Genomic DNA, 23,761 nt, shown 5'->3' on the forward strand with positions numbered 1-23,761 from the left:
CCCAAGTCATCGTGGTGTTTTGCGCCACCTGAGTTATGGAGTTCCTCATATGACAGTCCAGTCATTCGTCCCCACGTTCGCAGACCGCCACATCGGTGCGCGCCGCCAGTACCACATCGACACGATGCTCAAGGCTGTCGGCTATGACACCGTCGACGGCCTCGTTGGCAGTGCCGTTCCCGACTCCATTCGTCAGGAAAGCCCGCTCGGGCTGGACAACGCGCTCAGCGAAGTCCAGGTGCTGGCCGAACTGCGAAGGCTTGCCGGCAGGAACAAGACCGCCGTCCAGATGATCGGTCAGGGCTACTACGACACCGTCACGCCGGCAGTGATCCGCCGCAATATCCTCGAGGCGCCCGCCTGGTACACGGCCTACACGCCTTATCAGCCCGAGATCTCGCAGGGCCGGCTCGAGGCGCTGCTCAACTTCCAGACCATGGTGCAGGATCTCACTGCCCTGCCGGTGGCCAACGCTTCCCTTCTCGATGAAGCCACCGCGGTGGCCGAAGCCGTGCTGCTCATGCGCCGGGCCAACAAGAACAAGGCCGTCAAGGACGGCAAAACGGTCCTCGACGCGGACTGCCTGCCCCAGACCATTGCGATCGTCCTCGGCCGCGCAGAGGCGCTCGGATTCGAGGTTGAGGTCGCTGACCTCTCGCAGGGACTCCCGGAAGGCGACATCAACGGCGTCGTCCTCCAGCAGCCGGGCGTCTCCGGCCGTGTCTGGGACCAGACCTCCGTCATCGCAGAAGCGAAGGAGCGCGGTGCGCTGGTCACGGTCGCCGCTGACCTCCTCGCACTGACGCTCATCACCCCTCCGGGTGAGCAGGGAGCGGATGTCGCCGTCGGTTCCACCCAGCGCCTCGGTGTTCCACTGTTCTTCGGCGGACCGCACGCCGCGTACATGGCCGTGCGCGACGGCATGGAACGCACCCTCCCAGGCCGCATCGTCGGCGTCTCGAAGGACAACGCCGGTGCTACCGCCTACCGCCTGGCCCTCCAGACCCGCGAGCAGCACATCCGCCGCGAAAAGGCCACGTCGAACATCTGCACCGCGCAGGCACTGCTGGCCATCGTGTCTTCCTTCTACGCCGTCTACCACGGCCCGGACGGACTGAAAGCCATTGCGCAGAACGTCCACAGCAACACCCGTGCGCTCGCCACCACCCTGAAGGCCGCCGGCTGGGAACTGACGAGCGACTCCTTCTTCGACACCCTCACCGTCCGCGTACCGCGCGACGCCGCCAAGGTAGTCTCCGCTGCCGAATCCCGCGGCATCAACCTGCGCCTCGTCAACGCCGACACCGTCGGCATCTCGGTCGATGAAACGACGACGCCGGAAATCCTCTCCGCCGTGTCCGCCGCCTTCGGTGCCGGTCAGGTAAGGGAAGCCGCGGGCTTCGAGCTGCCCGCCGCCGCGGTGCGCACCTCGGAATACCTTCAGCACCCGGTCTTCAACACGCACCGCTCGGAGACCCAGCTGCTGCGCTACATCCGCAGGCTTTCGGACCGCGACCTCGCGCTGGACCGCACCATGATCCCGCTGGGCTCCTGCACGATGAAGTTGAACGCCACCGCTGAAATGGAGGCCATCTCCTGGCCAGAGTTCGCTTCCATCCACCCCTTTGCCCCGGATTCCCAGACCGAAGGCTGGCGCGAGCTGATCGACGGACTCGAAGCCGACCTCGCTGAGATCACCGGGTACGATCAGGTCTCGATCCAGCCCAACGCCGGGTCACAGGGTGAGCTCGCCGGGTTGCTTGCTATCCGCGGTTACCACGCTTCCCGCGGCGAGGGACAGCGCAACGTCTGCCTGATTCCTGCGTCCGCACACGGCACGAACGCTGCTTCCGCCGTTCTCGCGGGTATGAAGGTCGTTGTGGTGGCCACGGCTTCGGACGGCACCATCGACCACGGGGACCTCCGGGCGAAGATCGAAGCCCACCGGGATGCCCTCTCGGCGATCATGATTACCTACCCGTCCACCCATGGAGTGTTCGACGCCGACGTCCGTGAAGTCTGCGATGCGGTGCACGAGGCCGGCGGCCAGGTCTACGTCGACGGCGCAAACCTGAACGCGCTCGTTGGCCTTGCCCAGCCGGGCAAGTTCGGCGGGGACGTCTCTCACCTGAATTTGCACAAGACCTTCTGCATCCCGCACGGCGGCGGCGGTCCCGGCGTCGGGCCGGTGGCTGCAAAGGCACACCTGGCACCGTTCATGCCGGGCGACGCGAACAAGTCCGCCCATGAGGCAGGGCACGGTGTTGCGATTTCCGCATCCCGCTTCGGTTCCGCGGGCGTCCTGCCAATCTCCTGGGCGTATGTGAAGCTGATGGGCGGCCAGGGCCTCACCGAAGCCACCAAGTCCGCCCTCCTGGCAGCGAACTACATTGCCGCCCGGTTGACCGAACACTTCCCGGTCCTCTACACCGGCGAGAGCGGCCTTGTGGCGCACGAGTGCATCCTGGACCTTCGCGAGCTCACAGCGCGCACGGGGGTCACGGCCGAGGACGTTGCCAAGCGCCTCATCGACTTCGGGTTCCATGCCCCCACGCTGTCCTTCCCCGTGGCGGGCACGCTGATGGTGGAACCGACCGAGTCCGAGGACCTCGCGGAAATCGACCGCTTCATCGAAGCAATGGTGACCATCCGCAAGGAAATGGAGCAGGTCGCCGCCGGAGATTTCACTATCGAGGAATCGCCGCTGCGCAACGCACCGCACACGGCTGCCGCCGTCGTCACCTCAGAGTGGGAGCGCCGTTACCCGCGCGAGCAGGGCGCCTTCCCCGTCCCATCCCTCCGGCAGGACAAGTACTTCCCGCCGGTTGGCCGCATCGACGGCGCCGCGGGAGACCGTAACCTGGTCTGCTCCTGCCCTCCCCTCACCGCTTTCGAAGACTAAGGATTCCGCGATGACTGAGAAGTACACAGCACTCTACGACCAGCACAAGCTGGCCGGCGCCTCATTCACCGACTTCGGCGGCTGGCAGATGCCCCTGAAGTACAGCTCCGAACTCGCCGAGCACCACGCAGTGCGCAAAGCGGCCGGGCTGTTTGACCTCTCCCACATGGGAGAAGTCTGGGTCACCGGCCCGGACGCCGCGGCCTTCCTTGACTACGCACTGGCCGGGAAGCTCTCAGCAGTGGCAGTCGGAAAAGCCAAGTACTCGCTGATCTGCCAGGAAGACGGCGGCATCATCGACGACCTGATTTCCTACCGCCGAGGGGAGGAGAAGTACCTGGTGGTGCCGAACGCCGGCAACGCGCCCGTGGTCGCCGCGGAATTGCTTGAAAGGGCCGCCAACTTCGATGTGACCATCGACGACGTCTCTGCCCAGACGTCACTGATCGCTGTCCAGGGACCCAAAGCCGAGGAAATCCTGCTCACGCTGGTGCCCGCCGAACAGCATTCACTCGTCACCGAACTCAAGTACTACGCGGCGGTCGAGGTTGAGATTCAGGGTAAGCAGTTGCTGCTGGCCCGCACCGGGTACACCGGCGAGGACGGCTTCGAAATCTACGTACCGAACGAGGATGCCGCGGCTCTGTGGGAGGCTCTGCTGGAGACCGGGACCGGGCAAGGCCTCATCCCCGCCGGACTCGCATCCCGCGACTCCCTGCGCCTTGAGGCAGGCATGCCGCTGTACGGAAACGAACTCTCCCGCGAGGGCAACCCCTACGCCGCAGGTCTTGGCCCGGTCGTCTCGCTGGCCAAGGAATCCGACTTCATCGGCAAGACCGCGCTGGCCGAACTCAAGGCCGCCGGCGCCGGTTCCACCACCGGCCGCAAGCTCGTAGGCCTCAAGGGCCTCGGACGCCGCGCAGGCCGCAGCCACTATCCCGTCCTGAAAGACGGCAACGTGGTGGGCGAAGTGACCTCCGGCCAGCCCTCCCCCACCCTGGGCTACCCGATCGCCATGGCGTACGTCGACGTCGAGCACGCTGAACCGGGCACGGCGCTGGATATCGACCTCCGCGGCAAAGCAGAGCCGTTCGAAGTCGTCGCGCTGCCGTTCTATAAGCGCGAAAAGTAGCCCTGCGGCACCTCCGTTAGAGTCGGCATTTTCACGCGTGCTGCTTCGCTTAACGCACGCTTTCGAAAACGCCGGCTCTGCCGGAGTTCTCTTACCCATAGATTTCTCGTTGTAAAGGAAGAACAAGATGAGCAAGGTTATTGCCGACCTGAAATACTCCGCCGAGCACGAATGGATCGCCGGCGACGGCTCCGGACCGGTCTCGATCGGCATCACCGCCGTGGCCACTGACGCCCTCGGCGACATCGTGTACGTGGACCTTCCCGAGGTCGGGGACACCGTCACAGCCGGCGAGACGTGCGGCGAGGTGGAATCCACCAAGTCCGTGTCAGACCTCTACGCGCCGGTCAGCGGCGAGGTCACCGAAACCAATGCCGACGTCGTCGACAATCCGGAGCTGATCAACAGCGATCCGTACGGCAACGGCTGGCTGTTCAAGGTGAGCGTGACCGAAGAGGGCCCGCTGATGTCAGCTGAAGAGTACGCAGCAGCCAACGGCGGCGAGCTGTGAGCCCGGCAGGCACAAGCGAGGCCACGATCGCTTTCGAGCAGGTTGCGGCGCCGTCGCTGAACGCCCAGCTGTCCGACCTTGACCCGGAGATCGCAGCGAAGATCGACGACGAACTGAACCGCCAGCGCACCGGTCTGGAAATGATCGCATCGGAGAACCACACCGCCGCTGCCGTGATGCAGGCACAGGGTTCCGTCCTGACCAACAAGTACGCCGAGGGCTATCCCGGCAAGCGTTATTACGGCGGCTGCGAACATGTGGACGTCATCGAGCAGCTGGCGATCGACCGCCTGAAGGCCCTGTTCGGCGCTGAGTACGCCAACGTGCAGCCGCACTCCGGCGCCCAGGCCAACGCCTCGGTGATGCACGCGCTGATCAAGCCGGGCGACACCATCATGGGCCTGAACCTGGCCCACGGCGGTCACCTGACACACGGCATGCGCATCAACTTCTCGGGCAAGCTGTACAACGTCATTCCGTACCAGGTCCGCGAAGATGACCACCGGATCGACATGGCCGAGGTGGAGCGCCTTGCACAGGAACACAAGCCGCAGCTCATCGTTGCCGGCTGGTCCGCGTACGCCCGCCAGTTGGACTTCGCCGAGTTCCGGCGGATCGCCGACTCGGTGGGGGCCTACCTCATGGTGGATATGGCGCACTTCGCCGGCCTCGTCGCCGCCGGGCTGCACCCCTCCCCCGTGCCGCACGCACACGTCACCACCTCCACCACGCACAAGACCCTCGCCGGTCCGCGCGGCGGAATCATCCTGAGCAACAACGCCGACATCGCCAAGAAGATCAACTCTGCCGTTTTCCCGGGCCAGCAGGGCGGGCCCCTGGAGCATGTCATCGCGGGCAAGGCGGTTGCCTTCAAGATCGCCGCCTCGCCGGAATTCAAGGAGCGCCAGGAGCGCGTCCTTGCCGGCGCCCGGATCCTGGCCGAACGACTGGTCCAGCCCGACGTCACCGCGAAGGGGATCAGCGTCATCTCCGGCGGAACCGATGTGCACCTCGTCCTGGTCGACCTGCGCAACTGCGAGCTCAACGGCCAGCAGGCCGAGGACCGCCTGGCGGAAATCGATATCACCGTGAACCGCAACGCGGTGCCGTTTGATCCGCGTCCGCCGATGGTGACCTCCGGTCTGCGCATCGGCACGCCCGCACTGGCTACCCGCGGCTTCGGCGAGGAAGCCTTCGCGGAGGTCGCGGACATCATTGCCGAGGCCTTGATTGCCGACGCCGGCGCTGATCTCTCCGGCCTGCGCTCCCGTGTGGAAGCACTCGCCGCCGCGCACCCCCTCTACCCCGACGTTGCCGACCTCGCCTGACCTCTGAACTTTTGTCCAGGTAACGAGAGTTCGGAGACGTTTAGGTCTCCATATCTGGACAAAAGTTCTGACCTTCCAAGCAGTAAGGAATGACCAATGGCTGTTGGAGTCTTTGACCTCTTTTCCATCGGGATCGGGCCCTCAAGCTCGCACACCGTCGGCCCCATGAGGGCTGCCGCCGTTTTCGCGGAGGAGCTCAAGGCCTCCGGCAGGCTGGCGGAGGCGGCGTCACTGCGGGTGGACCTCTACGGGTCCCTCGCAGCAACGGGCCGCGGACACGGCACCATGACCGCCGTCCTCCTCGGGCTCGAAGGCTTCCACCCCGAGCTGATCCTGCCGGACGAGGTGGAGGAACGGCTGGCTGCCATCGCCGACACCGGCATGCTGCAGTTGGCCGGCGGCACTTCCCTGCCCTACGGCGTGAAAGACATGGTGCTGCGTCCGCTGACCGTGCTGCCCCGCCACACCAACGGCATGACCTTCCAGGTGAAAAACGACGACGGCGAGGTACTCCACGAGGCAACGTTCTTTTCGGTGGGCGGCGGCTTCATCGTGCGGGAAGGCGAGGAAGATGCCGCTGCGGAACAGCTCGAGGAGTCGAAGGAACAACTGCCCTACCCCTTCCGCACTGCGGCTGAACTGCTGGAGCACTGCCGCAACACCGGCCTGGGGATCAGCGACATCATGCTCCTCAACGAGAAGACAACGCACTCCGAGGAGGAAATCCGCGACGGCCTGCTGCAGATCTGGCAGGTGATGGAGGAGTGCAAGAACTCCGCGATCAAGCGAGAAGGCTTGCTTCCCGGCGGTCTGAAGGTCCGCCGTCGTGCTCCGGATTGGCATGAGCGGCTGCTCAAGGAGGACAAGGACCGGGATCCGAAGTACTGGCAGGAGTGGGTCAACCTCGTTGCCCTCGCCGTCAACGAGGAGAACGCGTCAGGCGGCAGGGTGGTCACCGCGCCCACCAACGGAGCCGCCGGCATCATTCCCGCCGTGCTCTACTACGCGCTCCACTTCGCGCCCGGTATGGAGAACGCAACGCAGGAGGACCGGGACGACGTCGTCATCAAGTTCCTGCTGACAGCCGCCGCCATCGGCGTGCTGTACAAGGAGCAGGCTTCCATTTCGGGAGCGGAGGTGGGCTGCCAGGGCGAGGTTGGTTCGGCGTCGTCCATGGCAGCGGCCGGCCTCGCTGAGGTGATGGGCGGCTCTCCTTCCCACGTTGAGAACGCGGCGGAAATCGCCATGGAACACAACCTCGGCCTGACGTGCGATCCCATCGGAGGACTGGTTCAGGTGCCGTGCATCGAGCGCAACGCGATTGCTGCCGCGAAGGCAATCAATGCTGCCAAGATGGCTCTTTGGGGAGATGGCTCGCACCGGGTATCTCTGGATGAAGTCATCGTGACCATGCGGGAAACCGGCAAGGACATGAGCTCCAAATACAAGGAAACGGCACTCGGCGGCCTTGCCGTGAACGTCGTCGAATGCTGAATCGGAAGTCGAAGGAAGAGAACCCATGACTCTGGCACCAGAAGGCCGCAAGCTGCTCCGCGTAGAACAGCGCAACTCTGCAGTACCGGTGGAACGCAAGCCGGACTGGATCAAGGCAAAAGTCCAGATGGGTCCGGAGTACGTCCAGCTCAAGAACCTCGTGAAGAAGGAAGGCCTCCACACCGTGTGCGAGGAGGCCGGCTGCCCCAACATCTTCGAGTGCTGGGAGGACAAGGAAGCGACGTTCCTCATCGGCGGTTCCGAGTGCACCCGGCGCTGCGACTTCTGCCAGATCGACACGGGCAAGCCCTCCCCGGTGGACCGGTTCGAGCCCACCAAGGTGGCTCGCTCGGTCAAGGCCATGCAGCTGCGCTACGCCACTGTGACCGGCGTGGCCCGTGACGACCTCGAGGATGAGGGCGTGTGGCTCTACGCGGAGACCGTCCGCAAGATCCACGAACTCAACCCGGGCACCGGCGTCGAGCTCCTGATTCCGGACTTCTCCGGCAAGCCGGAAAACATCCAGGCGATCTGCGATTCCAAGCCCGAGGTCTTTGCCCACAACGTCGAGACCGTGCCGCGCATCTTCAAGCGGATCCGGCCGGCGTTCCGTTATGAGCGCTCTCTCGACGTGCTCACGCAGGGTCGGGATCTCGGCATGGTCACCAAATCCAACCTCATTCTGGGCATGGGCGAAACCCGGGAGGAAATTTCGCAGGCGCTCTCCGACCTGCACCAGGCCGGCTGCGACCTGATCACCATCACGCAGTACCTGCGTCCGAGCGAACGCCACCTGCCGGTGGACCGCTGGGTCAAGCCCCAGGAGTTCGTCGACATCCAGCAGGAAGCGGACGAGATCGGCTTCCTCGGGGTCATGAGCGGGCCGTTGGTGCGCTCTTCGTACCGCGCCGGCCGGCTCTGGGCCACCGCGATGCGCAAGAAGGGGTGGGAGATCCCCGCCGAACTCGCGCACATTGAAAGCTCCGGCAGTACCCGCCAGGAAGCCAGCACCCTGCTGGCTGCACACGGCTGAGTTCCAGCCGGATCCTGATGCACTGAGAGGACCAATGATGTTCCCCACCAGAATTGAAATAATCCCTTCCGAGGGAATTGTTGAGCGGGTTGCCGCTGCGGTGGCCCCGAGTACCCCGATCACCGTGACCTGTCTTCCGCATCACGGCGTTGGACGGACGGTTCGCACCGCGACGCAGCTGGCTGGTCTCGGGTACACGGCGATCCCGCACCTCGCCGCGCGAAGCGTTCAGAGCAGGGCGGAGCTCACCGGGATCCTGCGGAACTGCAGCGACGCCGGTATCGGGGAAGTGTTTGTCATCGGCGGGGACCGGAAACATCCTGCCGGCCCGTATGACTCGGCGCTGCCACTGCTGGAAGACATCGAGCAGTATTCAAGCGGCCTGATCCGGGCGGGAATCGCGGGTTATCCTGAGGGCCACCCCTTCCTCGATCCGGGGGCGGGCGTGGATGCCCTGCTGGCCAAGCAGCACCTTGCGTCCCACGTAGTCACGCAGATGTGCTTCTCAGCTCCGCGGATCCTTGACTATGTCGCACTGCTGCGCCGGGTAGGAGTGCAGCTGCCCGTCTGGGCCGGCGTGGCAGGAGCGGTTCCGCGAACCCGCCTGGTGTCGCTGGCGGCGCAGATCGGCGTCGGGAGCTCCCTGAAGTTCCTCAGCCGCAAAGGGCCGCTGGCCCGCAAGCTGCTGGTCGGTGACCATTATGCGCCGGAGAGCCTGATAGCCGAGCTGAAAAGCCAGTCCGCGAGGCTCGCCGGTATCCATCTCTACAGCTTCAACAGCCTTGATCCGACGCCCTCCGGCACTGACCATGGGTCAGACATCAAAGGAGCATCCCGTGCTAACTGAAACCCCGCCGTCCCAGGAAGAGCATGTCCTCACGGTCGATTGCGTCGAGTCCCCCGGCATCGTCCACGCCATTTCGGGATTCCTGTTCGAGCACGGCTGCGACATCCTCGACATCAAGCAGTACGGGGACAAAGCGCAGCGGCACTTCTTCATGCGCGTCCACTTCTCCTTCGGGTCCTCTGGATCCCAAACTGACGCAGTCGCCACGGCCCCCTTCACCACGGAGGACCTGCACCGCGATTTCGCGCCGGTGGCCGAACAGTGGCAGCTGAACTGGCAGCTTGAGCCGCAGGGCCGCAAACGCCGTGTCCTGGTCATGGTGTCAAAGATGGGCCACTGCCTCAATGACCTGCTCTACCGCACCCGCACGGGCGAGCTCCCGGTAGAGATTGTCGCCGTCGTCTCCAACCACCGTGACCAGGAAGGACTGGTCGAATGGCATGGAATTCCGTTCTTCCATGTGCCCGTCACAAAGGACACCAAGCCGGAGGCCGAGGCAAGGCTCCTGGACATCGTCGACCAGTTCGATGTCGAGCTGGTGGTCCTTGCCCGCTACATGCAGGTCCTCAGCGATGAGCTCTCCAACAGGATGGCGGGCAGGGTCATCAACATTCACCACTCCTTCCTGCCGAGTTTCAAGGGCGCCAAGCCGTACCACCAGGCCTACGAGCGGGGCGTAAAGACCGTCGGGGCCACCGCCCACTACGTCAATGCGGAACTGGACGAGGGCCCGATCATTTCCCAGCAGGTTATCGAGGTGGACCACACCTACGGGCCGGAGGACCTGGTTGCCGTGGGCCGCGACGCCGAATGCGCCGCGCTGCGCAATGCGGTGCGCTGGCACTGTGAGGGAAGGATCGTGCTGCTCGGCAACCGCACGGTCGTTCTGCGGTGACCACGGACAGCATGTGATCCACGTCCCATTCGGAATAGTTGCCGGGGCAACTGCGCTTTCACAGTGAAAGCTTCCGCGAAAGGACTCCCCCATGCTGTTCTCCCCGATCACCGTAGGCGAACTGAAACTGCCCAACCGCTTGGTAATGGCTCCGCTCACCCGCTGCCGTTCCGGCCAGGACGGCATTCCGGGACCTATCGTCGTCGAGCATTATCGCCAGCGCGCGTCGCTCGGCTTGATTGTCAGCGAGGGAACTTATCCGAGCCACGCCGGCCAAGGCTTCCCAGGTCAGCCAGGGCTCGTGACGGACGAGCAGATCGAAGGCTGGACCAAGGTCACTGATGCCGTCCATGCCGAGGGCGGTCGCATCTTTGCCCAGGTCATGCATGCCGGGCGGGTTACACACGAGGACACCAACGGAGGCCGCACGGTCGTTGGACCGAGCGCCATCGCGATCGACGGCATGACCCGCACCTACAAGGGAAAGCAGCCCTATCCGGTCCCCCACGCGCTTACGGAAGACGAGCTTCCCGGAGTTATTGAGGAGTTTGTTCAGGGCTCACTGAATGCGATCAGGGCAGGGTTCGACGGCGTTGAACTCCACGGCGCCAATGGTTACCTGTTGCACGAATTCCTGTCTCCCGCGGCAAACCAGCGCGAGGACCAGTACGGCGGCTCACCGGAGAACCGCGCGCGGTTCGTCGTTGAGGTGGTCAAAGCCGTCGCTAAGGCAGTCGGAGCCGAGAAGGTGGGCATCCGCGTTTCACCCGAGCACAATGTCCAGGGCGCAACAGAGCTGGACCGCGAGGATCTCCGCCGGACCTACTCCGCCCTGACCCAGGCCATCTCACCGCTGGGACTGGCGTACCTCAGCGTCCTTCATAACGAGCCTGCCGGTGAATTGGTCCGGGAACTGCGTGAGCAGTTTGACGGTCCATTCCTCCTGAACACCGGCTTCAGCGTCATGACTACCCGGGATGAGGCCATCTCACTGGTCGAGAATGACCTGGCTGACGCCGTCGTCGTCGGCCGTGCGGCCATTGCCAATCCGGATCTGGTGTACCGCTGGAAGGAGGGTCTGCCGGAGAATGAGCCGAACATGGCTACCTTCTACACCAGCGGCGCCGAGGGCTATACGGACTATCCCGTCTATCAGCCGGCATGATCCCGTAAGGGGACCTGCAAACAAGACGGACAGAGTCATGGACTCGCGGAACTGCTCTGGATAGGCTTCACGTTAGGTCTCCTGAGCAGATGGGTCATGCCACATGGCTGGTACCAGGGACCGTCGGTCATGACGAAGCCGAGCATCCTGACGGTCGACGACGTTCCGCAGGTTTCCGCGGCGGTCGCCCGGGACCTCCGCAGCAGGTATGGGCCGAGTTCAGAATCCTGCGGGCGTCGTCGGGCGCTGAAGCACTGGAAGTCGAACTACCTCGGTTTCCCGAAGGGGTTGAGCAGCTCCGACCTCACCCAGCGTGCCATGGCGCAAGTGTCCCGGTTCGGAGCGGAAGTGGTGCTCGCTAACGACGTGGTGGGTTTCGAATCCCGGGGCCAGGTACGCGCCGTGCTGTTCGGCTCCAGGGATATCGAGGCACGGGCGCTCATCATCGCGACCGGAGTGTCCTACCGTCGGCTTGAAGCTGAAGGCCTGGAGACGCTCAGCGGACGAGGCGTCTACTACGGCGCGAACGCGAGCGAAGCCGGCCAGTGCGAGGGCGACGATGTCAACGTAGTCGGTGCCGCGAACTCCGCCGGACAGGCAGCGTTGAACCTGGCCCGCTTCGCAAAACGGGTAGTGCTCGTGGTCCGATCCGGCACTCTTGAGGCAACGATGTCCTCCTACCTCATTCAGCGCATCACCTCCTCGCCCACCATTGAGGTCCGCTACCGAAGCGAGGTGAGGGCCGTTCGCGGGGACGGACACCTGAAATTCCTGGAGATCACGGACAGGGACACCGGGCTGACTGAGGAGGTCGCTTCAAGCTGGCTTTTCATCTTCATTGGTGCCTCACCGCGCACGAGCTGGCTTGGCGACGACGTCGTTCGCGACAGCAGAGGCTTCGTGGTCACTGGGCATGACCTGCTCAACGCCGGTCATCCCCAGCGCTGGCCGCTGACGCGGGCGCCGTTCGCGCTCGAGACAAGTGTCCCCGGCGTCTTCGCGGCCGGAGATGTGCAGCTCGACTCAATGAAGCGGGTGGCGTCAGCGGTCGGCGAGGGCGCAATGTCCGTCTATTTGGTGCACCGGTATCTGGGGACAATCTGATGGACGTCAACGAGCTCCGGGGAATCAGCCTTTTCAACGGCCTCAACGACACACAGGCGCTGACCTCATCGATGCCGGGACCGAAGTTCCCATCGAACCCGGCAGCAACCTGTTCGAGAATTCGTCACCGTCCACGAACGCCGAGAAATCGGAAACCTCATGGGCGAAATCAAAGACAAGTACGGCCCTACCAGCATCGACTTAGGGACCGCAGGCCTGCTCAAACCACCGGACTGGACCATAAGTCGCAAACAACAATCCCCCGCTACGCCACCGAGTAGTCTGAACTGCCCATCGTCAAAGCCAGCTGAGGGCGCCCAGCACCGACACGACTTTCGATGCCAGGGCTCTTGTCGTACTCCTGATCGTGGCAGTTTTCATGGCAGGCGGCAGGCGTTTGTACCGCCAGGAAGGGAGTGTCTGTGCCGCGCGATCAGTCGGTAGATGGACGCGGCCAACGGTTGCAGCGGTTTCACGCCAATGACAGCGCCGAGGATCCTGGACAGCCCACCTCGGGCGACGAGCGCGGCCGAGATCGCCGCTTCTGCACGCCGAACCTGCCCTTGAGGGGGAATCCAGTAGGCGGCTGAGCAGCTGGTTTCGGTAGGAAGGCCGAGCGCAGAAAGGTCGCGGATACTTTGCCATGGTTTGGTTTCGACGATGCCGGGGTGGGCGATCGCGGACGCTGAACGTTTACAAAATCCGCAGTCGGCATCGTAGACGAGGATCTCCGGTGAAGTGGTGAGCATGCTTCCAGACTAGAGCGGCAGAAACCGTCCCGCGATCCCCCATGATGTAACGATTTTATAACCACTAAATCATTTCAGCGAGGTACCCATTGACGGGCCGGTGGGGCGCGGTTCGAATTGAATGGGCATAGGCAATCGGCCTATGGATCCAATTTTTGAGAGGAGATAGGTAAATGAATGCTGCCTTAGGTACCGAGCTAGCAGGGATTCCGCGTCCGACCGGAGCTTCGCGCATCCAAATGGATGTGGTCGAACCGAAACTTGGATACCCGGCCCTATTCGCGCTCGGCATGGTCGCTTGCGACCTGATCAGCCGTCTGACCGGAGACTGAGTCGGTCTCAACCCGTTCAGGGTTCAAACAAGGGGGGAATATGTCAGGAACGATCGTGAGCTACCTTGGGGAGCTGGCGCCCGAACGCCTCAGCCCAGGTGTTCATTCGAAGATCTATGTCGATGAAGCAAGTCCGAAGATGGCAACGCCCGGGCTGGCGTTCTGGGGCGGAATGACTCTGGTCGCCGCCGCGGAGGAGATTGGACGGTGGTACGGATGAAAGGCAGCGGAATGCGTCATTCCATGGGGGGCCACAAGCGGGATTCACTGACAGCAGGAAGCGTACTTGCGCAGTCCTTGCAGAGAATCGGTGATCAGAGGACCGGAGGGCAAAGCCGCATCTTGCCCGAGCAGGCCAGCACGGACCCGGTTCTTGGATGCCCGGCCGCGGTCTTTGCCGGTTACGGCGTCATTTGCCTCCTGGTGGAGGCCTACGAACGCGGCCGCACGGGATAATTCGGCCAGCTTCTAGGAAGCACTCACGACGTGAGCGGTCCTGGTCAACGCTTGGGCCGCTCACGTTCCATCATTGCATCGAGCGAATATCAATGTCACCCATGGGGGAAACGTGACCATACCCAATTTTGTGGTGAGCCCGGCTCACAACAGCGTCTTAACACTTTCAGAGCGGATCGGTGCCATACCGGCTCTGGCCTCCAGCTGTGAGGTCTTGTATAACCGTGCAACGAAGCGAAAAAATATCGGCGCGTGGCAGATCAGCCGAGAGAGCGAATCGGTCCGGGCACCACGGTTGGTATCCGTCCTGAATCCTCTTGCGCAACCCACAGTGAACACCATCCTGCACGTGGTGCGCGCCAGCGCGAACCTGTTCCTCCTAGCCGGGCCATCTTGGCCGACCGCAACCAACAACGGTTCGCGGGCCGCGGCCAGTGTTGTTTCCACGCTCATTTCGGGGTTGCTTTCTCCGATCGACCGATACGGGGCCGATGGCGCGGACCAGGCCACGACCGTCACCCAGGGCACGAACGCGATTGCGCGCCTGGTCAGCGATGACGCATCCCGCGATGTGATTCTGTGGTTCCAATCCATCCAGTGCACCATGTCCTACGCGGTGGCCGGGTGGGCCAAGATGTGTGGCAGGCCCTGGCGCGACGGGAGCGCGGTCAAGGACATTGTGCGAACTAAGACGTACGGCCATGAGGGGCTCTGGAAGCTACTTGAAAGCCACCCGCTGATCTCCAAGGCCGCCAATTACGGAGTCCTCGTGTGGGAGTGCGCATTCCCGGCGATATACTTCCTGCCCACTCCCCTGTCGCGGGCCTTCTCAGCTACGGGCATGCTGTTCCATATCGTGAACGGTCCGGCCATGGGATTGTGGCGGTTTGCTTTCGCGTTCGGATCCCTTCATCCCGCCCTGCGGTATACCATTGAAGGCAGCCCGCGGCGGGAGGCGTTGCGCACCCTGGCTGCTTACTGTACCGCCGGAATGGCGGCGGCGCTCACCATGGGATGGGTAGGTTACGGGCGGCGTCGGAGCCGCTTGCGGGACGTTCTGGCCAAGAGGGAGCAAGTAGCAACCCGTCACGGGAATGTTTTGCCGCTTGAGCTGACTGCTGACACCGGGACCGGTCCGGTTGTGGTCTTCGAAAACGGGTTGCTTGGCCTGCCCGAACAGTTCCACTGGATCCAGCAAGATCTCCACAGCCGCGGCGTATCCAGCGCAACCTACATCCGTGCCGCATATCTTCCCGATGCGGGCACAGCCCAGGGCCACTACCAGATTGATCATGCGGTCGATGAGCTGGTCGATGTTATCGAGCACGTCCGGAGTCGCCGGGAGGGTCGCCCGTTGATCCTTATCGGCCATTCTTTCGGCGCTGAACTCATCAGGCGCGCTGGTTTGAGAGCACCCGAATCCGTTGTGGGGACGGTGGCGTTGGACCCCACCCATCCCAATCAGTTCCGCGCCTCGGCCCTTCAGGCGGGCAGCAAGCAAACTTTCACCGACCACCTTGTACTCTTTCGTTCGCTGATCACGGCGCGGCTCGGCGAATTTCTCGTACACCCGGACTGGGTACGAACCCTTCCCGACCAGGTCAAGAAGGAAGCGTTTGATCAGTACGCGGACCCTGCTCTCTGGTACGGCGGCCAAATGGAGTGGAACGCTGTGCTGGGAGAAATGCCCGACGACGCGTCGGAAGTCGCAACGATCGATTCCAGCCTGGTCATATCCGCTGGCCGGACCATCACCTCGGACAGTGTCCTTGACCGGCTCCACCAGGAACTCGCCGGTCAGCGCCATGTCGTTGTCGATGACGTCACGCACGAATCCATGCTCAGCAACCGGGCACACTCCCTGAAATGTGCTCAGCACATTCACGAGTTCATCACCGCGATACCGCAAACGACGAACGAGGAGACAGCAGCATGAACATACCGGTACGGCACGTCCTAGCAGCCGCTTTGGGCGGGCATATTGTCACGACCCTTCTGGCCCAGTTCCCCAACGACGCGTTCTCAAGGATGAAATCGCACGATTTCTTCTCGCTCGTGCCCAGCTGGAGGTTCTTCGCGCCGACACCGGCACGATCCGACTACCACCTCTTCTGCCGTGGCGTGAACGACGAGGAGCTCTCTGGATGGGTGGACGTCCACCAAGTCGGCCAACGACGACCCCTACAACTGATCTGGCACCCCGAACATCGAACAGAGAAAGGGATGTTCGACGTCATGGCCGATCTGTTGCGGGCCTTCCCTTACGTAGATGGAGAATCCATCCACAAATTGAGCGCCTACAGGGTGCTCGAAGATTACGTTCTCAGTAAGGCTGAATCCGCCAGCGAAATAGAACGCTTCGACCGCTACCAATTCTGCATAGTCGGCTCCGGCGGGTACGACGAAACCATCCGCCCGAGCGTCCTGTTCGTTTCGCGCGAAAGCAGCCGAGCTGTGCAGCGCGAACACCAAACGCTACGGATCGCCGCATGATCCCGCCACAGCCCTCCTTACCGTTCGAGCGGAGCTACGCATGAGTTACGACGGGCACTACGCCAACGTGTACGACCAGATTTTCCACCAGGAAGACATGGCGCGCTCCACAGCGGACTTCCTGGGCGCTCTAATGCCCGAGCACTCGGCAAAAGCGCTGGAACTCGGAATCGGCACAGGGCGGGTAGCCCTGCGCCTTGCCGCCAAAGGCCATCCCATAGTCGGAGTTGACGCCTCACAAGGCATGCTGGATGTCCTGCAGGAAAAACTGACGGAGTTTGACACGTCCGCGGTCGAGGTACACCTCGGTGACATGGCCACATGGGAACCCCTAGGGGAGGAAAAATTTGAGCTGGTCTATTCGGTGCTAGGCAGCATCGCTTGCCTACCCACCCTGGACCAGCAGCGGGCAGCCCTGATCCGGGCCTGCGCGAACGTGGCCGACGAAGGACACCTAGTCATCGAGTCCTACAACCCTCCACCGCTGCTCCGGGTATTCGATCAGGTCCCCTCCTTCGAAGCCAGAGCCGAATATCCGCATGCTGCCGCCCAGCTGCACTCACTAGGGAAACTGGACGATAATCGGCTGTCGGTAACACTGGACCACACATGGAGCGACGGCGGCGGTGACCGGAACTTCCTCGAACAGGTTCACCTCATCGACCCACACATCATCTCAAGCATCGTGCAGGAGAACGGACTCGAATTATCCGGCCTCTACGGCGACTGGTCTCGCTCGCCCTACGACGAGTTCACAACGGCCATGTTCGTCGCTGCCTTCAAGCGCACCCATACCTAACTCTGCGCCGACAGGGATTCCGCGTTACTCGACGCGATGGTAGCCAGCGCCTGCAGGTTCTTCCGAAAGGCTCCCTGGCCACCATCGGTGCAACGAATATATGTGCGCGAACGGCGGCCGACCTTCCGCTTCGAAATTTCGATATGACCCGCAGTTTCCAGAACCGTCAGGTGCTGGGACAGGCTCGAGTCGCTGAGCTCGATGGCATCACGAAGCGCACTGAACTCACACTCATCAAGCCCGATGAGGAACGCCACTATGGAGAAACGCACCGGCGAATGGATAACCGGATCTATCTCATGCCGTGTATGTGTCATGGTTACCTGCCGGCCGGCGAATAAGGAAGTAGGAACCGATCACGTAGAAGGGCAGCGTCGCTGCGACGGCAGCGGAAACCGCAACGGCAAGAGAGGAGTTCGCCGGAACCAGCACATCGAGAGCTATCGACAGCAAGACCCACAACACGATGGCCAGCCCTACATGCCAGGAATTAGGAATAACCTTGCGTGCGCGGAAAAACAAAGAAGCCGCCCATAGGACAACCATCGTTACGCCGATGACGAGAAGTCTCAGTTCGAGCGGCCACGGAAGCACGAAACCGGAGGGAATGAGGACAAAACCCACGACGCACATCCATACGCCGAACCACCTCGTGAGGCGGTATTGAGAGCGCTGAACAGAGTAGAGCTGACGTTCCTGCAGGCTGACTGGCTGCTCATTTGAAGACACCTGTGCCTCCTCGTAGTCACGATTCATAAGTTGACTTTAGCACTTCTAAAATATTTCATGAAGAGGACCAAGAAGCTGAGTGAAGGGGACCAAGTGCAAGAGCTGATCGACGGACTGCAGGATGCCACCATCGGTGTGCCGCCTTTGCTTCAATGGACGATAATATTCCTGGCCGGGGCCTTACCCTTTGTTGAGTCCTACTTTGGGACGGTGTTGGGGCTTGTTGCTGGGCTCCCGTTCGTGGTCGCGCTGGGCGCTGCGGTCCTGGGGAACTTTATCAGCATGTTTCTCCTGGTCTCCTTTGGGCACAATATTTACTCCTGGTGGTCCAAAAAACGCACAAAGCCGTCACCAAGACATGAGAAGTTCATGCGCCGATTCGACCAATATGGGGTGGCCGGAGTGAGCCTGCTTGGTCAGGCAATCCTGCCCAGCCAGATCACCTCGATGCTCATGGTCACCGCTGGCGCGTCTAAACAGAAAGTCATTCTGTGGCAGAGCATTTCCATCGTCCTGTGGGGGATCGCGTTCGGCGCCTTGGCCAGTGCCGGCCTCAGGCTTATCTAGGAGAGCCCCTTCCAGCCCGCAGGTCGATGAAGGGCCGTTGCGTCGGGATCAGAACCAAACCAGAGCCCATTTCCTACACAAAGGACACCAGCGCGCGGAACCCCGTCCGCAAGCTCCATCGGCGCGAACGAGGCAGCGATAGCCTGCCCATAGCATGGTCCTATTCCCGCCGGGCCCTTCCACCGTGCCAAAAACCCCGGTGCGGAAACGCTGGACAACTTTTTGGGCAGCCACCCGGCGTCACGTCTCGGCGTCAACGGCACCGGGTGCCGGGCGCCGGGCGTTCCCTCGGCGTGACGCTGCGCAGAATGTTCCTTGTCAATGCATCTGCGAAAACCCCGGTCAGCGATTCATCCGGAATCAAGAGCCGGTGATAGCAGGCACCCCATAGCTGATCGACCATGACTTCGGGATCAACATCTTGAGCGAGCTGATCTTCCTCCTCGGCGCGGCACAGTCGGTCCACGGCGGGACGCTCCAATGAGGCCGAACAGCCGTTCGAGTCTTAGGATCTCCCAGCAGAAGCGAAGTACTCACCACGAAATCTATGCCCACTCATGGAACGCAACCTCCAACGACGGTTTGTAGCGCGATCGGCGCGATAGTCAATACCGCGGCACTGCTGTGCAGTACGGATCTTAGCGTCGACCCCGCACCAGCTAATGCGCGTCGATAACTACGCTGCCCCGTCCTGGCCGGAAGGACCATAACATCAGCAGATGTACTTGGATGTCACTGTAGAAGACCTCGACTCTGCTACCCACACTGCTACCGCACTGGGTGCGAGAACGGCGGAGCACCAAGCTTCCCCGGATCAATGGCGAGTGCTACTGGATCCCGCCGTTCCCTTTCCGCCTTACCGCGGTCCGACCGATTTAGTTCCGACCAGATTTAGAAGGCCCTCGGCGAACCAGTATTCGGCATACGGGTCGTTGCTGCGCTGGTCGAATCTGGCCATCAACTCCCGTCCAAACAGGGTAAGTCTGCACTCCCTGATTAGGAATTCGAGCGATGCCGATAACGGCCCATACGTCAGCCCCAACTGCGGTCCGCAAAAGGTTGGGCGATGTTGCGGAGGAGGCTGCCACCGCGAACCCATAGAATTCCCGAAGTGGGGCAAGGAACCCGGCGGGTTCCCTACCCCGCCCTTGCTGGGCTAGCGCTGATGGGCGGTGCGGTGGTGTCTGGCGCTTTCGGGCAGGGAGCCGATGTTCGCGAGCTGCGCGACCAACTGGGAAGGCGTTAGCGCTTGCCGTACTTGCGGTGCACTGCCTGCTTGCTGACGCCGAGACAGAGCGCGATAGCTTCCCAGGACAGGCCGGCCTGCCGCCCCGCACGAACCAGGGACGCTTCCGTCCGTGAGACTTCCTTCTGCAGCTCCGCGACAGCACGCAGTGCGTCGGCGGGACCTTTCCCATCCATTGATGCCACCAGTGTTTTCATTCGCTCCACCTCCACGACGTCAACATTAGTTGACGTCGAGGAGGCCCGTCAACACTTGTTGACAGGCCCTCCATAAGCCTGAGCCGCTTAGGTCAGCTTGATCTGACGGTTCACGTCCTTGTACAGCAGGTAGCGGAAGTTGGACGGCCCGCCGGCGTAGCAGGCTTGCGGGCAGAATGCGCGCAAGGACATGTAGTCGCCCTCCTGGACCTCCACCCAGTCCTGGTTCAGCCGGTAGACGGCCTTGCCTTCCAACACATAGAGCCCGTGCTCCATGACGTGGGTTTCAGCGAAGGGGATGACGGCACCCGGCTCGAAGGTGACCACATTGATGTGCATGTCATACGCCATGTCATCGGTGGGCAGCATGCGGGTGGTGCGCCACTTGTTGTCGGTGCCGGGCATGGCGCCGGGCTCGATGTCCTTCTCGTTGCCAACGCGGGCCTTCGGCGTGTGCCCGGCCAGCGGCTGGTATGCCTTGCGGATCCACTGGAACTTGGCGAGCTCCGGCGCGGAGTTGGACACTTCCCATTCAGCGCCCGGCGGGATGAAGGCGAAGCCGCCCGGGGTGAGGTCGTGGAGTTCACCCTCGAGCTTGATGGTCAAAGCGCCCTCTAGGAGGAACACGAAGGACTCAACCCCGGCTTCGGGCTCGGGATTGGTAGAGCCGCCTCCCTGCGAGACCTCGAGCAGGTACTGCGCGAAGGTCGTCGCTCCGCCTGCTACCGGCCGGTTCAGGACCCAGGTGCGGGTACCGGTCCATTCAGGGAGTTCGCTCACCACAATGTCGCGGAGGACTCCGCGCGGAATCACCGTATAGGCCTCGGTGACGACTGCGCGTCCGGTCAGCAGATCTGTCTGCGGAGGCAGGACGGTTTCAGGTGCGTAGTAATTGCTCAACGTTCAATCCTTAGATGTTTTCAGCTTTTTCAGGAAGTTTCCGCGGGTGTGCGAGCGCGTCCAGGTCAGGAAGGGAGATGCCGGCCATCTCGTTCACTTCAGCCTCCGTCACGGCGCCGCAAAGCACTCCGCGGTGGACAAAGCGTGCCAGCGCACGGGCCGTTGCGGGCTCGTCGAGGATTGCGCTTTCGATCTGATGCACGTAGTTACGAAGGCGCTGCGCCGCTGCCGGCAGGCCCTCGCGGTAGAACGCATACGTAGCAATGAACCGGCTCGGCAGCTGGGCGGGATGGAGGTCCCAGCCCTGGTAGTAGCCGCGCTCCAGCGAGCGCCGAACCAGCCGGGCATGCAGCGCCCACGCCGCGGATACCTCGGCATCACTGCCGACGGGCAGGATGTTCGTTGACCCGTCAGACAGCCGAACGCCGGTGCCTGCAACCGCCACCTGCATGACCTGCTTGGCGTAGTCCGCAGCGGGGTGCTCCATGGACTGGTATTCCGCCGCGATCTGCAGCGAATCGCTGTAGTCATACGTCCCGTAGTGCAGTGCAGAGACACGGCCCTCGGCCCGGTGCAGCAGCTGCGCCACGGGTACGGTGCCATCCGCGGCCAGGATCAGCTGCGGCGTTTCCATCTGCACCTCGAAACGCAGCCTGCCCGGCGCGAGTCCGTGCACCGCTTCAAGCCGCTGGCAGGCGAAGACCATCGCCTCAACCTGCGCCACCGTGGAGACCTTGGGCAGCGTGAGCACCAGCCCCTCTGGCAGCGGACCCTCAGCCAGCAGGCCGCCCACGAAGAGATCCAGCGTGCGCAGCGCGCGTCGGCGGGTGGGCTCCTCGAAGCACTTGAACCGGATGCCGATGAACGGCGGCGCAATCCCGTCGCGCACCGCCCGGGCCACCGCGATTGCCGCGCGGGAAGCGTCGGCGTCCTCCTCGTCGTCGGGCCGGTTGCCGTAACCATCCTCGAAGTCCAGGCGCAGGTCCTCGATTGGCTCAGCGGTGAGCTTCGCGCTCACCAGCGTGCCGACGTCGTCGCTTACGCCCAGAGCAGCGCAGAGCGCATTCATTCCACCGGAGCGCTCGACGGCGGCAGCCGCCTCCCTGCCCCAGTCACCGGGAAGCGAGGGCTGGTACCGGTCCGCCGGTACGTACACCGTGTGAACCGGCTGGCGCGAACCGTTGTCGCCGGGATAGCTGAAGCGCAGAAGCTGGTCGGTATCCGCGAGCTTCGAATCGATCGCGGCGTAGTCGTCGAAACCGAGAGCGAACTCCACTCAGCTCACCAGCTCGTAGGCGGGAAGAGTCAGGAAGTCCGTGTACTCGTCTGAGACGCAGATGTCCGCGATGAGGCGGCTGGCCGGCTCGTAGAACTTCGCGAAGGCTTCCTCGCCGACTTCGCCGCGCAGCCGTTCGGTTTCCTCTGCGAGGATCGAGTTCACCAGTTCCGGCGTGACCGTGTTGCCGCTGTCCGCGAGCACCACCTTGTTCCGGATCTGCTGCCAGACCTGCGAGCGCGAGATCTCAGCCGTCGCGGCATCCTCCATGAGGTTGTGAATGGCAACAGCTCCATTACCCGACAGCCACACCGCCACGTACGCGACGGCGACATAGAGGTTGGCACGCAATCCCACCTCGGTGACATCGCCGTCAGCGGATTCGACGTCGAGCAGCTGCTCGGCGGTCACCTCAACCTCAGGCCGCTGCCGGTCGATCTGATTCGGCTTATCCCCCAGAACGGCGTCGAACACTTCGCGACACACGGGCACGAGGTCAGGGTGCGCAACCCAGGAGCCGTCGAATCCGTCGTTGGCTTCGCGGGTCTTGTCCGCGCGGACCTTATCGATGGCCTGGGCGGTGATCTCAGGTTCGCGGCGGTTGGGAATGAACGCCGCCATACCGCCCATGGCAAAAGCGCCCCGGCGATGGCAGGTCTTGACAAGCAGCTCGGTGTACGCCCGCATGAACGGTGCCGTCATCACCACGGACGCACGGTCCGGGAGGATGAAGGACTCCCCGCCGTCACGGAAGTACTTGATGATGCTGAACAGGTAGTCCCAGCGGCCGGCGTTCAGGCCCGAGGCGTGGTCGCGAAGCTCGTAGAGGATCTCGTCCATCTCGAAGGCGGCAGGGATGGTTTCAATGAGCACGGTGGCACGGATAGAGCCCTGCGGAACTCCCACGTAGTCCTGCGCGAACACGAAAACGTCGTTCCACAGCCGGGCCTCGAGATGGCTCTCCAGTTTGGGCAGGTAATAGTACGGGCCGCTGCCGTTCTCCAGCAGGTGCTTGGCGTTGTGGAAGAAATGCAGACCGAAGTCCACCAGGGCGCCGATGGCCGGCTCGCCGTCAATGGTGATGTTCTTCTCGGGCAGGTGCCAGCCACGGGGACGGGCAACAACGACAGCCAGCGGTGCGTCCGTGCGCAGCGCGTACTCCTTGCCCTCCGGTGAGGTGTAGCTGAGTGTGCCACGGGCGGCACCGTGGAGGTTGAGCTGTGAGTCGATGACGTTGTGCCAGGTGGGGGTACTGGCGTCCTCGAGGTCGGCGAGCCAGACTTTGGCGCCGGAGTTCAAAGCGTTGATGGCCATCTTGGCGGGCGACGCCGGGCCGGTCATTTCGACGCGGCGGTCCTGAAGCTGGGCAGGCGCTTCGGCGACGGTCCAGTCGCCTGCGCGGATCTCGGCCGTTTCGGGAAGGAAATCGAGGCGGCCGCTCTGGGCCACGTCCTCGCGGCGCTTGCCGCGCGCGGCCAGGCGCTCGTTCCGTGTGTCACGGAACTGCTGGTGCAGCTTCTCGATGAACTGGAGCGCCTCTGTGGTGAGGATGGCCTCCGCGCCGGGTGCCGGCGTCGTATCTGTGACTTCAATCGACATGTCCTGC

25 protein-coding genes are annotated in these 23,761 nt (G+C 62.9%); 17 read left to right on the top strand and 8 right to left on the bottom strand.

Annotated elements, in window-relative coordinates:
- Nucleotides 1-49 precede the first annotated feature (49 nt).
- The 10 genes from gcvP to ABFX19_RS05070 all read left to right on the top strand — a co-directional run bounded on the left by gcvP (nt 50) and on the right by ABFX19_RS05070 (nt 12,411).
- A complete protein-coding gene (gene gcvP / locus ABFX19_RS05025; RefSeq protein WP_346027710.1) occupies nt 50-2,902 on the top strand; it encodes an aminomethyl-transferring glycine dehydrogenase in 2,853 nt (950 codons plus the stop codon).
- 10 nt (nt 2,903-2,912) lie between these two features.
- A complete protein-coding gene (gene gcvT / locus ABFX19_RS05030) occupies nt 2,913-4,034 on the top strand; it encodes a glycine cleavage system aminomethyltransferase GcvT (RefSeq protein WP_346027711.1) in 1,122 nt (373 codons plus the stop codon).
- A 127-nt stretch (nt 4,035-4,161) separates the two neighbouring features.
- On the top strand, nt 4,162-4,545 hold the full coding sequence (gene gcvH / locus ABFX19_RS05035) for a glycine cleavage system protein GcvH (RefSeq protein WP_346027712.1): 384 nt from the start codon (nt 4,162-4,164) through the stop codon (nt 4,543-4,545).
- A complete protein-coding gene (gene glyA / locus ABFX19_RS05040; protein ID WP_346027713.1) occupies nt 4,542-5,873 on the top strand; it encodes a serine hydroxymethyltransferase in 1,332 nt (443 codons plus the stop codon). The genes gcvH and glyA overlap by 4 nt, the downstream gene beginning before the upstream one ends.
- Nucleotides 5,874-5,969: 96 nt before the next feature.
- On the top strand, nt 5,970-7,367 hold the full coding sequence (locus ABFX19_RS05045; protein WP_346027714.1) for an L-serine ammonia-lyase: 1,398 nt from the start codon (nt 5,970-5,972) through the stop codon (nt 7,365-7,367).
- Nucleotides 7,368-7,392: 25 nt separating this feature from the next.
- Nucleotides 7,393-8,400: a lipoyl synthase gene (gene lipA / locus ABFX19_RS05050; RefSeq protein ID WP_346027715.1), complete on the top strand. Its 1,008-nt coding sequence runs from the start codon at nt 7,393-7,395 to the stop codon at nt 8,398-8,400.
- A gap of 37 nt (nt 8,401-8,437) precedes the next feature.
- Nucleotides 8,438-9,247 carry a methylenetetrahydrofolate reductase gene (locus ABFX19_RS05055; RefSeq protein ID WP_346027716.1) on the top strand — a complete coding sequence of 270 codons (810 nt, stop codon included), beginning with the start codon at nt 8,438-8,440 and terminating at the stop codon, nt 9,245-9,247.
- Entirely contained in the window at nt 9,210-10,142 is a 933-nt protein-coding gene (gene purU / locus ABFX19_RS05060; RefSeq protein WP_346027717.1) for a formyltetrahydrofolate deformylase, read from the top strand. The genes ABFX19_RS05055 and purU overlap by 38 nt, the downstream gene beginning before the upstream one ends.
- Before the next feature lie 91 nt (nt 10,143-10,233).
- On the top strand, nt 10,234-11,307 hold the full coding sequence (locus tag ABFX19_RS05065) for an alkene reductase (RefSeq protein ID WP_346027718.1): 1,074 nt from the start codon (nt 10,234-10,236) through the stop codon (nt 11,305-11,307).
- A gap of 129 nt (nt 11,308-11,436) precedes the next feature.
- Nucleotides 11,437-12,411, top strand: a complete 975-nt coding sequence (locus ABFX19_RS05070; RefSeq protein WP_346027719.1) for an NAD(P)/FAD-dependent oxidoreductase — start codon at nt 11,437-11,439, stop codon at nt 12,409-12,411.
- A gap of 377 nt (nt 12,412-12,788) precedes the next feature.
- Here ABFX19_RS05070 and ABFX19_RS05075 read toward each other — a convergent pair whose 3' ends face one another.
- Nucleotides 12,789-13,160, bottom strand: a complete 372-nt coding sequence (locus ABFX19_RS05075; RefSeq protein WP_346027720.1) for a thiol-disulfide oxidoreductase DCC family protein — start codon at nt 13,158-13,160, stop codon at nt 12,789-12,791.
- Between the two features lie 387 nt (nt 13,161-13,547).
- Between ABFX19_RS05075 and ABFX19_RS05080 the strand changes: the two genes are divergently transcribed.
- From ABFX19_RS05080 to ABFX19_RS05095, 4 genes are all read left to right on the top strand, one after another.
- On the top strand, nt 13,548-13,712 hold the full coding sequence (locus ABFX19_RS05080; protein ID WP_277357555.1) for a hypothetical protein: 165 nt from the start codon (nt 13,548-13,550) through the stop codon (nt 13,710-13,712).
- A 567-nt stretch (nt 13,713-14,279) separates the two neighbouring features.
- On the top strand, nt 14,280-15,884 hold the full coding sequence (locus ABFX19_RS05085; RefSeq protein WP_277357556.1) for an alpha/beta fold hydrolase: 1,605 nt from the start codon (nt 14,280-14,282) through the stop codon (nt 15,882-15,884).
- On the top strand, nt 15,881-16,441 hold the full coding sequence (locus ABFX19_RS05090) for a hypothetical protein (protein WP_277357557.1): 561 nt from the start codon (nt 15,881-15,883) through the stop codon (nt 16,439-16,441). Before ABFX19_RS05085 ends, ABFX19_RS05090 begins: the two co-directional genes overlap by 4 nt.
- Before the next feature lie 40 nt (nt 16,442-16,481).
- Nucleotides 16,482-17,240 (top strand): class I SAM-dependent DNA methyltransferase, encoded by a 759-nt coding sequence (locus ABFX19_RS05095; protein ID WP_277357558.1) that lies wholly within the window; start codon nt 16,482-16,484, stop codon nt 17,238-17,240.
- On the opposite strand, the gene ABFX19_RS05100 is transcribed toward ABFX19_RS05095, so the two are convergent.
- Together ABFX19_RS05100 and ABFX19_RS05105 are read right to left on the bottom strand one after the other, a co-directional pair.
- Nucleotides 17,237-17,557, bottom strand: coding sequence for a transcriptional regulator (locus ABFX19_RS05100; RefSeq protein ID WP_277357559.1), 321 nt, complete (start codon nt 17,555-17,557; stop codon nt 17,237-17,239). The two genes, ABFX19_RS05095 and ABFX19_RS05100, sit on opposite strands and share 4 nt — an antisense overlap.
- Entirely contained in the window at nt 17,538-17,996 is a 459-nt protein-coding gene (locus ABFX19_RS05105; protein ID WP_277357560.1) for a hypothetical protein, read from the bottom strand. The genes ABFX19_RS05100 and ABFX19_RS05105 overlap by 20 nt, the downstream gene beginning before the upstream one ends.
- Before the next feature lie 30 nt (nt 17,997-18,026).
- Here ABFX19_RS05105 and ABFX19_RS05110 point away from each other — a divergent pair, with 30 nt between their 5' ends.
- Nucleotides 18,027-18,536, top strand: coding sequence for a hypothetical protein (locus tag ABFX19_RS05110; protein WP_346027721.1), 510 nt, complete (start codon nt 18,027-18,029; stop codon nt 18,534-18,536).
- A 253-nt stretch (nt 18,537-18,789) separates the two neighbouring features.
- On the opposite strand, the gene ABFX19_RS16070 is transcribed toward ABFX19_RS05110, so the two are convergent.
- Nucleotides 18,790-19,002: a TetR/AcrR family transcriptional regulator C-terminal ligand-binding domain-containing protein gene (locus ABFX19_RS16070; RefSeq protein WP_404800694.1), complete on the bottom strand. Its 213-nt coding sequence runs from the start codon at nt 19,000-19,002 to the stop codon at nt 18,790-18,792.
- A gap of 253 nt (nt 19,003-19,255) precedes the next feature.
- On the opposite strand from ABFX19_RS16070, the gene ABFX19_RS16075 reads away from it, so the two are divergent.
- Both ABFX19_RS16075 and ABFX19_RS05115 read left to right on the top strand, forming a co-directional pair.
- Nucleotides 19,256-19,696, top strand: coding sequence for a VOC family protein (locus tag ABFX19_RS16075; RefSeq protein ID WP_404800695.1), 441 nt, complete (start codon nt 19,256-19,258; stop codon nt 19,694-19,696).
- On the top strand, nt 19,648-19,782 hold the full coding sequence (locus ABFX19_RS05115) for a hypothetical protein (RefSeq protein WP_277357561.1): 135 nt from the start codon (nt 19,648-19,650) through the stop codon (nt 19,780-19,782). Before ABFX19_RS16075 ends, ABFX19_RS05115 begins: the two co-directional genes overlap by 49 nt.
- Here the strand turns inward: ABFX19_RS05115 and ABFX19_RS05120 are convergent.
- The 4 genes from ABFX19_RS05120 to aceB all read right to left on the bottom strand — a co-directional run bounded on the left by ABFX19_RS05120 (nt 19,779) and on the right by aceB (nt 23,754).
- Entirely contained in the window at nt 19,779-19,979 is a 201-nt protein-coding gene (locus tag ABFX19_RS05120) for an AsnC family protein (protein WP_346027722.1), read from the bottom strand. The two genes, ABFX19_RS05115 and ABFX19_RS05120, sit on opposite strands and share 4 nt — an antisense overlap.
- 87 nt (nt 19,980-20,066) lie before the next feature.
- Entirely contained in the window at nt 20,067-20,879 is an 813-nt protein-coding gene (locus ABFX19_RS05125) for a bifunctional allantoicase/(S)-ureidoglycine aminohydrolase (RefSeq protein WP_277357563.1), read from the bottom strand.
- Between the two features lie 10 nt (nt 20,880-20,889).
- A complete protein-coding gene (locus ABFX19_RS05130; protein ID WP_346027723.1) occupies nt 20,890-22,155 on the bottom strand; it encodes a DUF6986 family protein in 1,266 nt (421 codons plus the stop codon).
- Complete coding sequence (aceB, locus tag ABFX19_RS05135) at nt 22,156-23,754, bottom strand: malate synthase A (RefSeq protein WP_346027724.1); 1,599 nt, start codon at nt 23,752-23,754, stop codon at nt 22,156-22,158.
- Between the last annotated feature and the right edge of the window lie 7 nt (nt 23,755-23,761).

Origin of the sequence: Arthrobacter parietis (genome assembly GCF_039530425.1) — a bacterium.
In the GTDB taxonomy this organism is placed as follows: domain Bacteria; phylum Actinomycetota; class Actinomycetes; order Actinomycetales; family Micrococcaceae; genus Arthrobacter_D; species Arthrobacter_D parietis.